8 protein-coding genes are annotated in these 11256 nt (G+C 64.9%); 3 read left to right on the top strand and 5 right to left on the bottom strand.

Annotation, left to right across the window (positions count from 1 at the left end):
• Positions 1 to 467: 467 nt before the first annotated feature.
• Entirely contained in the window at positions 468 to 1976 is a 1509-nt protein-coding gene (locus tag ABZ789_RS14235) for an amidase (protein ID WP_358424672.1), read from the bottom strand.
• Positions 1977 to 2353: 377 nt separating this feature from the next.
• On the opposite strand from ABZ789_RS14235, the gene ABZ789_RS14240 reads away from it, so the two are divergent.
• Genes ABZ789_RS14240 through ABZ789_RS14250 form a run of 3 tightly spaced genes read left to right on the top strand, consistent with a single transcriptional unit; the run spans position 2354 to position 5092 of the window.
• The gene (locus ABZ789_RS14240; protein WP_358424639.1) at positions 2354 to 3388 is read left to right on the top strand and encodes an ATP-binding cassette domain-containing protein; all 1035 of its coding nucleotides are present in this window, start codon (positions 2354 to 2356) and stop codon (positions 3386 to 3388) included.
• A 47-nt stretch (positions 3389 to 3435) separates the two neighbouring features.
• Positions 3436 to 4239 (top strand): ABC transporter permease, encoded by an 804-nt coding sequence (locus tag ABZ789_RS14245; protein WP_358424674.1) that lies wholly within the window; start codon positions 3436 to 3438, stop codon positions 4237 to 4239.
• 4 nt (positions 4240 to 4243) lie between these two features.
• Entirely contained in the window at positions 4244 to 5092 is an 849-nt protein-coding gene (locus ABZ789_RS14250; protein ID WP_358424641.1) for an ABC transporter permease, read from the top strand.
• Between the two features lie 21 nt (positions 5093 to 5113).
• On the opposite strand, the gene ABZ789_RS14255 is transcribed toward ABZ789_RS14250, so the two are convergent.
• From ABZ789_RS14255 to ABZ789_RS14270, 4 genes are all read right to left on the bottom strand, one after another.
• Positions 5114 to 5974: a glycosyltransferase gene (locus ABZ789_RS14255; RefSeq protein ID WP_358424643.1), complete on the bottom strand. Its 861-nt coding sequence runs from the start codon at positions 5972 to 5974 to the stop codon at positions 5114 to 5116.
• Between the two features lie 188 nt (positions 5975 to 6162).
• Positions 6163 to 7230, bottom strand: coding sequence for an alpha/beta hydrolase family protein (locus tag ABZ789_RS14260; RefSeq protein ID WP_358424645.1), 1068 nt, complete (start codon positions 7228 to 7230; stop codon positions 6163 to 6165).
• A 98-nt stretch (positions 7231 to 7328) separates the two neighbouring features.
• On the bottom strand, positions 7329 to 9881 hold the full coding sequence (locus ABZ789_RS14265) for an amino acid adenylation domain-containing protein (protein ID WP_358424647.1): 2553 nt from the start codon (positions 9879 to 9881) through the stop codon (positions 7329 to 7331).
• A gap of 296 nt (positions 9882 to 10177) precedes the next feature.
• Positions 10178 to 11256 (bottom strand): thioesterase domain-containing protein (locus tag ABZ789_RS14270; RefSeq protein ID WP_358424649.1); only part of this gene is annotated, 1079 nt, incomplete at its 5' end.

Raw genomic sequence — 11256 nt, forward strand, 5'->3', positions numbered from 1 at the left:
TAGTGTCCTTTTCTTGCCGCGTTTCGTGATTCCCGGCCGAACCGGAAACCACCTCGTCTGCACAGTTCCCCAAGGAACGGCGACCGAGAACAGCACTCGTACACATTGCGAGCCGGACGTATCCGATCCGCTTGCCGCTGTTCATCTGTCATTGTTCTCCGGTCCACGCGGTCGGGCGTGTCGGCCCGCCGCTCATTCCCCGGCGCCGAAGCTCGAAAGCTACGACACCGCAAGGAACGGGACCGGCTGCACTCGTACGAGCGCACCGGGGTACTGCTTCCGTCCTGCATGTGGCCGCGACCAGGCCGTGAGGCTCGATCCGCGACTGTCACGTCTTTCCCGTCCGAGCCGCGAAACATCCATGGCCCGGTCAAGGCAACCCGACCAGTATGCAGGAGCACGTGCGAGAGTTCAACTCGCGGCGATGCGTGATCTGCGCCTCGGGGGGACGCGACGCTCGGACCGGCCTAACCGATGGGGTTCATCGGCGGTGTCCGGACCGGCGCAGCCGCCCCAATCGTATTCGTCGGGTCGGGGCCGGGTCCGGGGGGCACCCGTCCGACTTCCGGAGTACGCGCTGCGGCCGCGACGAGTTGCGGCTCGTCGCGCCATACCGGCAGCACTTCCTGCAGTTCGAGTCCGATCTCGATGAGCTGTTCGTCCTGCCAGGGACGCGCTCCCAGTTGCACACCCACCGGCATCCCCGTCTCGGCGGAATAGCCGGCGGGCAGGGTCACCACCGGAGCACCCGAGTAATTCGCCCAGCGCACATCGCCCGTGACACCGGCCGTGACACTGATGCCGAGGAACTCCTGGCGCCGCGCGCCGTCGACGGCCGCGCCGGGCAGCATGATCGCGTCGAGATCCTGGTCGACGAACATCCGGTTGTACTCGCTCTGATACCGCAGACGGTCGCGCTCGAGAGCGAAGTAGTCGCCCGCCGGAAGGACGAGCGAGGCCACGGCGACACCTGCGACCACCGCGTTCTCCGGGCGGTACAAGCCGAGCCGGTCGGTGAATTGCTGGTGGTACGAACCCATCTCGACCTGATCGCCGGTCACGAGCGATTCGGGCAGGGAAGGCATCGTCACCGGCACGGTGACCGCACCGAGCGATTCGAGGAGCCGCGCCGTCTCGTCGACCACTCGCTGCACCGCTTCGGGAGGGGCGGGGTCGGTGTTCACCGGAAGTCCGATCCGCACTCCTGCAAGCGGTTTCGCTCCCCTGCCCGCCGTCAACGGATAACCCGCTGCCGGAACGGCGGGTCCGAGCGCCGTGATCGGATCGGCCGGATCCGCTCCGGCAAGGGTGGTCATCATCAGGGCGGCATCCGCAAGACTTCGCCCCATGGGCCCGACGTGGTCACGCGTCCACGTCAGGGGGATCATTCCGTGCGAGGTGATGCGGCCGTAGGTCGGCTTGATCGACGAGATTCCACAGGCGCTCGCCGGAAACCGCACCGACCCCCCGGTGTCACTGCCCAGCGCGAGGGGCGCGAACCGCGCAGCGAGCACCGCCGCACTTCCGCCGGACGATCCCCCGGGAGACATGTCGGTGTTCCACGGGTTACCCACCTGCGGGGTCGCAACACCGATCGCGAATTCGTCGGTGTGCGCATGGCCCATGAGTACCGCTCCGGCATCTTCCAAGCGACGCCACGCACCCGAGTGTCCGGACGCGATGTTTCCCTCGAGGACACGACTGGAGGCGGTGAGCGGGAGTCCCGAGACTGCGAAGATGTCCTTGACAGCGACGGGCAGGCCGCACACCAGTGGCGCCGCAGCCTGCTCTCGCCGCGCGCGAGCGAGCCGCTCCCCCGCTGCATCCGCAGCCGTGTAGGCCACCTCGGGGTACAGCCGGATCCACGCGCCGATCGCGCCGTCGTGTGCACGCGTGCGGGCCAGGCACGCGTCCAGGAGTTCACGGGGGTGCATTTCGCCCGCGTGCAAGAGAGCTGCTGCCTCGACCGCACTCATCCTGGCCGGATCGACCGTCTCGACGGTATCGGCGGCGGGAAGTCGGCGCGGCGGAGTGGCGCGAGCACTCCCCGCCGACGCTCCCCACGCGAGAAATCCGCCCGCGGCACCTCCCAGCAGCCGTCGACGGGATACTCCGTTGGTCACGCGGCTCACCCAACCACGATCCGGCCCGCGCGCCCGCCCCGGCGCGGGATATGTGCTGTATGTCACCCTTCGCTGCGACGCCGATGCAATCTTCCGGTGATAGCGGACCCACCGGAAAGGTCCCCGAGGTCTTCGTCCAGCCCTCCCCGGAGGCCGCGCCCCGGTACGATTCCGACGGTGACGGACCTACCCATCCCCGACGGGGACCGAGATCTACGGCGGGGTGTGATGTGAACGATCACGACCATGCAGTTCTCGTGGAGGACGTCCACAAGTCGTTCGGCGACGTGCGCGCTCTCGACGGGATCAGCTTCTCCGCACCACCCGGTCGCGTCCTCGGCATCCTCGGCCCCAACGGCGCCGGCAAGACCACGGTGGTCAAGGTGTTGTCCACACTGCTGCGGCCGACCTCCGGCCGCGCACGGGTCGCAGGTTACGACGTCGTCGCCGATGCGGCCGCCGTCCGTCGCTCGATCATGATGACCGGTCAGTTCGCCGCACTGGACGACACCCTCACCGGTCGCGAGAACCTCATCCTGTTCGGTCGCCTCATGGGGCTGGACAGTCGGTCGGCTCGGCTCCGAGCCGACGAACTGCTGCGGGAGTTCGACCTGGTCGACGCCGCGCGACGTCCGGTCAAGGGTTATTCCGGCGGAATGCGCAGGCGAGTGGACATCGCGTGCGGTCTGGTGGTCCGCCCCCAGGTCGTCTTCCTCGACGAGCCGACCACCGGTCTCGACCCGCGCAGCCGGCAGGGTGTCTGGTCGCTCGTAGCGTCGCTCAAACGCCAGGGCATCACAGTGCTGCTGACCACGCAGTACCTGGAAGAAGCGGACGTCCTGAGCGACAACATCATCGTCATCGACAAGGGCACCGTGATCGCGGAGGGCACCGCCAATCAGTTGAAAGCTTCCGCCGGCGGAAGCTTCTGCGAGATCGTGCCGGTCGAGCCGCGAGCCGTTCCGGCGATCGTGTACGCGCTCGGCGACCTGGTGCCCGAGGATGTGCGCCTCGCCCTGCATCCCGAGGCCGAACGAATCTCGATTCCTGCAGCCGACGGTGCAGCGACCCTGACCGAGGTGTTGAGACGCCTCGAACCCGCTGGAGTGGAACTTGCCGATATCGGGCTGCGACGCCCGTCGCTCGACGACGTCTTCCTGCGTATCACCGGGCACGCGGCGTCGCCCTTACCGCAAGAGGACGACACCGGCCTGCCACCGGACGAGGATCGTACTCACGTGGTCGGGGCGGGAGAGCGACCGTGACCGCTCGGGCGGGCGAGCAGCTGCAGGGCCCATCCGATCCCGCCTCGTTGCAGGGCGATGCCCGGAACGGATATCAGGGTCTGCATCGCCGGACGAATCCGTCGGCCGTGCCCCAGTGGTGGGTACTCACGACCCGCTCGTTACGCACGATGGCGCGGTACGGCGAGCTGTTCGTCGCAGTACTGGCTCCGTTCGTCTTCGGACTGAGTTTCTATCTTCCGCTCAAGTTCGTGATGCAACTCCAAGGCATCGATTACGCCCAGTTCCTGATGCCGATCATCGTGCTGCAGTCGATGGCGTTCGCGGCCATCTCCGCTGCTCAGATGGCTGCTCAGGAAGCCACGACCGGTCTGACCTCGCGGCTGCAGACGATGCCGGTGGCCGCGGCAGTGCCTCTGGCGTCCCGGATGGCCGCCAGCATGGTGCGGTCGGTCATCTCTCTGACGACCGCGATCGGCTTCGGGTATCTGATCGGCTTCCGGTTCTCCGCCGGCCTCGGGCAGGCAGTGTTGTTCTGTGCGACCGCGCTGATCATCAGCCTGCTGCTGTGCCTCGGCGCCGACGCGATCGGATGTCTTTCCCGAAGTCCCGAAGCGACCGCGCAGGCATTGACCCTGCCGCAGCTGATCCTCGGGATGTTGTCGTGCGGCTTCGTCCCGGAGGAGGGATTCCCCGAGTGGATCAGACCGTTCGTCCGCAACCAGCCGATCTCACAGTTTTCGTTCGCGATGCGCGACATGGCCCAGGACGGTGTGACCTGGGAAGTTTTCCGACCGAGCCTGTTCTGGATGATCGGTCTGGCCGTGATCTGCATTCCGGGCGCCGTGTGGGCCGCGACGAGACGGGAGTGAGGCGATGAGCGAGACCGTCGAGTCGCCACGCAGTCCGGACCGCATCTTCGCCTATCCGGCGCCGGATCGGGTCCGCAGCGAGAGCTCTCTCGGTGCCCTGTGGGAGCACAGCCGCCTCCAGTGCGGGCGGTTGCTGCTGCGGTGGGCTCGCGATCCCGCCACGGTGATCCAAGCACTCGTCTATCCCGCGCTGACACTCGTCATGTTCCGCATCGTGCTCGGAGACAGCATCACCGCTGCGACGGGATATCCGTCGATTTTCGGCACAGTCCCCATGATCGTGCTGGTCGGCGCGATGTTCGGCTCGGTAGTGAGCGCGGTGGGACTGCGCACCGAACGTGATTCCGGACTGCTGAGCCGGTTCCACACCTTGCCCGTCCATCGTTCGTCCGGACTGGTGGGCCGCTTGATGGCGGACATGGTGCGTGTATTCGTCACCTCGCTCGTGATCTTCGCCGCCGGTATCGCGATGGGTTTCCGGTTCACGCAGGGGGCGGGGCCCACATTGTTGATCCTCGTGGTTCCGCTCGTCTTCGGCCTGGGTTTCTCCCTGATGGTGACCGCGCTCGCAACCCTGCCGGGACGCACTCCCCTGGTCGAGATCGTCTCGATCCTGTGCACCCTGCTCATGTTCTTCAACTCGGGATTCGTGCCGGTCATGGCGTATCCGAGCTGGCTGCAACCCGTCGTGGCGAACCAGCCGATGTCCTGCGCGATCGACACCATGCGGGCGCTGGCGATGGGCGGTCCGGTCGCCGAGCCGTTCCTGAAGACGGTTGCGTGGTCGGTCGGCATGGTGGCCCTCTTCGCCTGGCCCGCTGTTCGCGGATACCGCAGGGCAGCGCAGGGCTGACCGGCGCTGCCCATACGGCGATCAACGGACGGGCAGCGCCCTCCCGGAGCCACCGAAGAATGCGCGCCTGAGCGAGAAGCGCTTCCTGGTGGGGTCGTACGGCCGGTAGGCAAGCCACACCGCAACGTGCCCGAACCAGTGCGAGAGCGCTGCGAGACGGATTCGGGCACCTTCGATGCCGTGCACGCGGCCGGTCTCGAGAGTCGCCCGTACATAGGTCACGAAGCGGATCGGCGAGGTGTATGCACGCCGCGGCGAGACCTCCACACGCATCTGGTCGAGTTGGGCGATCTCGTAGCCGGCCTTGGCGAGGCATATTCCGAGATCGAAGTCTTCGTGGACGCCAGGATCGACGCAGACCTGGTCACGCACCTGCTTCCATGCCTCGGACCGGATCGCCATGTTCGCGCCGTGCATGTTGGCCAGACGGCGCTCGCCTCCCAGCATCCCGTGGGCGACCTGCCAGTCCACCGACCAGCGCTTGAGCTTCCGGTAGGGCGAGTCGTACGAATCGTTGAGCCCGGTGACTCCACCCACGCGCTCGGTATCTCCGCGACCGAAATAGTCCAGAACGTCGCGCACCCACGTCCTCGTGACCCGAGTGTCGGCGTCGATTCTTCCGAGGATGTCGCCGGTAGCCTCGTCGAAACCGCGGTTCCGCGCGTGCACCACCCCGGGCTTCTCCTCTGATATCACCCGCACGAGGGGATACTTTTCGGCGTATGCACGGACGATCTCGGTGGTGGAATCCGTCGAATTATTGTCTACGACGATAATTTCGTGGATACCCTGCCGCTGACGTATCAGCGATTCCAGACAAGCGCCGATATATTCTTCTTCGTTGTAAACCGGCACGATTACAGACAAACGCGATCCCGACATGCAATAAGGCAAACATGCGCGGGCGAGCGGTGCATCATCACCGAGAAATGGTGTGGTGCATGCCACAATTATCCTGCTCGTTTTACGAGTTTTGTCCGCACTGCCGATTCGGAGAAACAACGAAGGGCCCGCCGAAGCGGGCCCTTCGAATTCGGGCGCGGTGGACGCTCGATCACACGTGATGCGACTTACTCTCCAGCGGGGTCGAGAGCCTTCGACAGCACGGGCCACGAGTCCTTCAGGTCGTCCTGCCAGTAGCCCCACGAGTGCGAGCCGGAGTCACGGAAGTTGTATGTCGCGGGGATGCCGAGATCGTCGAGGCGATTCTTCAGATTGTGCGTGCAGTAGTTCGTCGCGGCTTCGATCACACCACCGACGACCACCTGGTTGGCGAGCACTTCGACATTCCCGTCGATACCGGGACCGTCGAGGGTGTCGTGCGGTCCGGGCAAGCCGCTTCCGTTGGAAATGTAGAGGTCGAGGCCTCGGAGTCCCTCGGCATTGACGTAGGGGTCGTTCTCGACCCAGGCGGGATCGTCCGGCGGGCCCCACATGTTGGTGGTATCGCCACCACCCCAGGTCTCGACGGTCAGCTTCACGAACTGCTGACCGATCGGATCCGAGGTCTGGGCACAGCCGCTGTAGGCCGCCACCCCGCGGTAGAGGCCCGGTGCGGCGATCGGCATCTGGAACACCGAGGTACCGGACGAGGACAAACCGGCGATGGCATTGATGCCGTTCGTACCGAGAAGTTCGTCGATCAGCGGCGGGATCTCCTCCGTCATGAAGGTCGTCCACTTGTTGACACCGAGTTCGGGATCCTCTTTCGCCCAGTCGGTGTAGTAGCTCCACCGTCCACCGATCGGCGACACCACGTTGATGTTCTTGTCCGCGAAGAAGTCGCGAGCATCGGTGCGGTAACGCCACGTGGCGCTGTCCTCACCGCCGCCGGCACCATTGAGCAGGTACAAGGTCGAGCGAGGCTCACTCGTGTCGCGCGGGCGCCACACGTCGAGCTGCACTTCCCTGTCCATCGACGCGGAGTAGACGTAGACGATTACCTCGTGCTCGTTCAACGGCCGAAGTCGCGTGATCTTCGAACCGTTCGGCGAGGTGACGGCAGGGATGGCCGCCGTGCCGTCAGTGATGGGGTCGGCTGCAGCGACGCCCGTGAACGGAACCGTCGCGAGAGTTGCGCCGAGTAGAACACCCCCGATTCGCCGCGCTAGACGGGCAGGTCTCCTTGCACGCACCATCTGTTCATACACCTTTGCTGTCGGCACCTTCGTGCAATCGAACGTCACTCGGTGAAGCCTTGATTGCCATACCGGTATCGGCTACCGGTTCGGTCACGTTACCCCACCGGCGATTCCGGTCTCACCTCCATGAAACGCCGCTCATGGTCGAGAACGTCGCGGACCACCGAGAACACCTCGGGCGACATCATGTGCCAATGCGTCTCGGGAACGACGATATTGTTCACCCGCCCCACGATGTAGGAATCCCAACTCGATACGGCGCGCTGTCCGGTCGGATCGTCGGCACCGGCGGTGACGAAGTGGACGTCGCCGTGGAAGACACCCGGTTCGTTCGATTCGGCCAAGGACATATCGCGGTTGGCGTTGCTCAACAACTTTGCCACGAGAGCACCCGCGTCCTCGGGGGACACACTGTAGGCTCGCGCGACTACGTCGACTATTGCGGCGGATTCCTTCCCTCGCGTGTCGACAGCCTCCGGATCGATCCCGATACCTCCGAGGAGCTCGGGAGCAGTCAGTGCATCGAGCCCCTCGACTGTGGCCGCCGCGGCGTTTCTGTAGCTGTCGATCATGACCAGAGTCGCGACCTCTGCACCGACCTCCTGCAACTGCACGCCGATCTCGTGGGCGAGCGCCCCACCGAGAGACCAGCCGAGAAGATCGTAGGGACCTTCCGGGGCGACTCCGCGAATCTCGGTCACGTACCTGCTCGCGATTTCCCGAAGTGAGCGGGGTTCGAAGTCGGGCTCCGTCAACGCCGGGGTCTGCAGCCCGTACAACGGCCGGTCCTCGACGTATCGGGTCAGGCCCGCGTAGCACCACGCAAGACCCATGATCGGATGCACGCAGAACAACGGTCTACCGGACCCGGTCGTTCGGATCGGGAGCAGAACCTCGGTACCCGTGTTCGACGCAGCGCCCGCGCCGTCCACCTGTGCTGCAAGCCCTGCAGGAGTCGGGTCGACGAACATCCACCGAAGCTTCATCGGCCATCCACGGGCCGCGAGACCCGACACGATCCGAGTCGCCGACAGTGAGTTGCCACCCAGAGTGAAGAAGTTGTCGTCCCGTCCGACCCGCTCCACACCGAGTACCTCACGGAAGACCGCTGCGACAGCCTTCTCCTTCTCGGTCACGGGAGCGCGGTACGAGTCGGTCTCGTAGATCGGCTCGGGCAACGCCCTACGATCCAGCTTGCCTGATGCATTGAGGGGAAGTTCGTCGAGCACCACCACTCGGGACGGCACCATGTAAGTGGGGAGCAGTGCCCGAACTGTAGCGATGACCTCCGCCGGCTCGACCTCGACACCAGTGCACGGCACGACATACCCGATCAGGCTGTCACCCCGCGCGCCTCGGTAGACCGTGACAACCGCACGTGCTACTCCGGCAACCGTACCGAGAACGGTTTCGATCTCTCCCAACTCGATGCGCTGGCCCCGGAACTTCACCTGGGAGTCCGTACGCCCGAGATATTCCAGCTCACCGGAGTCGTTCCACCGCCCCAGATCACCCGTGCGATACATGCGCTCGCCGGAACCGAAGGGGTCGGCGACGAACCGCTCTGCCGTCAGATCCGGCCGAGCGTGGTAACCCCGGGCCAACTGGACACCCGACAGGTACAGCTCCCCTGTCACACCGACCGGTACCGGTCGCAATCGAGCATCGAGCACGAGCACGCGAGTGTTCCGCACCGGCGTGCCGATCGGCACCACCCGGCCATCCGGCGAATCGAGACAGGTGAACGAGGTCGCCTGGATCGTCGCCTCGGTCGGACCGTAGAGATTGTGCACCTGAGCCGAGCATGTCTGCCGCGCACGAAGTGCTGTGCTGGTGGAGAGTTCTTCACCCCCGGTGAACAGTGCCCTCAGGGAGGTCCACATTCCGGACGACCACTGGTCGAGTACCGCCTCGAGCACCGACGGCACGAACTGCACCGCCGTGACCTGCTGCTCGTCGATCACCCGCGCCAGATACGCCGGATCACGATGACCATCGGGCTCGGCAACCACCAACCGGGCACCGGCCTGCAACGGCAGCAGCAACTCCCACACCGACGCATCGAAGGTGAACGGCGTCTTGAGCAAGACCACATCGTCGACACCGAGGACGAACCGCTCCTGCATCCACAGCAACTGGTTGACCACCGAGCGATGCTCGACCGCCACACCCTTCGGCCGACCCGTCGACCCCGACGTATAGATCACATACGCCGTATTCTCCGGACGCAACACCCCGAGACGATCCGCATCGGTCACCGGAGCATCCGACACCGACGACAGATCCACCTCGTCGACGAAGACCACCGGAACCGAACCCGCCCCACCGAAGCCGTCCCGCGAGGTCGACAACACCAGCACCGGCCCCGACGACGCCAGCACATGACCCGTCCGCTCCACCGGATGATCCGGATCCACCGGCACATAAGCACCACCGGCAGCAAGCACCGCATGCACCGCCACCACCAGATCCACACTGCGGCGCATCGCCACCGCCACCCGCGACTCCGGCCCCACACCCACCGAAATCAGGTGACGGGCAAGCTGATTCACCCTGGACGCAAATTCTCCATAGCTCACCTCACTGCCATCCGATACCAACGCGGTCGCATCCCCCGACACAGACACAGACACAGCCGAATCGTACATTTGGGGTTGAGTCGGAGCAGGACGAGTACTGCCTGTGCCGATCCACAACCCCGAGCACACACCGCCCTGGTCCACTGCTGGGAGCACGGAAGGTCGTGCTATCGCGTCTGCGCCGGACCCGGAATTGCTGTCGGTGTCGGCAACTGCTCTGCGATACCGACGCGGTCGCACCACCGGACAGGGTGAGCGATCCACACCTCACCGAAGGACGCGACCCGACAGTCCAGCCCCACCTCACATGCGTCAGGTCACATCAGCACGCACGGTCGTGTGCGAACACGTCGAGCGTTTCACTCTCACCCCTCGTCGCTGCCCTCGAGAGCTCGTCGCAGAATCGGACCGATCACTGCGAGTGCTTCTTGCGAGGTCATCTGCCAGTGCGTCACAGGTACCGCATGTTCGTGTATCTCTCCCGTGACTGCGTGGCGCCATCCTGCGACTCCACGCCCTCCGGCCGGGTCGTCGGCCGCTGCCGTGAAATACAGAAGGTCACCTGCATACTGTCCGGGTTCGTACTCGTACATCAGTCGACTGTTGCGCTCGGCCGTCTTCATCAACCGATCGACCACGTGCGCGACACGGTCGGGCTCCATCCCCACACGATCCGCCAACTCGGCCGCGAAGATATCGGGATCGAACCCACCCCCGTCACCGAGTTCCATGTCTTCCGGCGCGAAGCCTGCGAGCAGATCCTTCATCGAAACCTCGACAGACCCGGAGGTCTCTGCCGCCGTACCGGTGAAGCTGTCCATCATGCACAACAGCTCGACCTTCTCCCCGGCAGCCTGAAGCCGGACCGCCATGGCATGCGCGATCACGCCGCCGAGAGACCAACCCGCGAGTCGGTACGGTCCTGATGGCACGGCCTTACGAATCTCCTCCAGATACCGCGATGCAATTTCGTCGAGAGTCTCAGGAAGGAACTCGCCGTCGTCGATCGCACAAGATTGGACACCGTATACCGGGCCGAGGTCCTTCAGGTATCGCACCAACCCCGAATAGCACCATGCCAGCCCCACAATGGGGTGAACAAAGAATATCGGCGTCTCGGTGCCATGATCCTGCAATGGCAGGATCGGAGAGAAGGAGTGGTCGACGCCCGCCCCTGTCAGAACTCGTCGAGACATGGTCTCCACGGTCGGATCGGTGAATACCCATTGCACGGGCACCGTCATTTCCAATGCAGCACCGATCCGTGACACCACCTGCGTCGCCGACAACGAATTACCACCCAGCGCGAAGAAATCGTCGTCCAGACCCACCCGCTCGAGCCCCAACACCTCACCGAACACCGCAGCCACCGTCTGCTGCACCGGCGTCACCGGCGCCCGGAACTCACCCGCCTCGAACACCGGCTCCGGCAACGCCCGCCGAT

The sequence above is a fragment of the Rhodococcus sp. NPDC047139 genome (genome assembly GCF_040643435.1).
In the GTDB taxonomy this organism is placed as follows: Bacteria; Actinomycetota; Actinomycetes; order Mycobacteriales; family Mycobacteriaceae; genus Rhodococcus.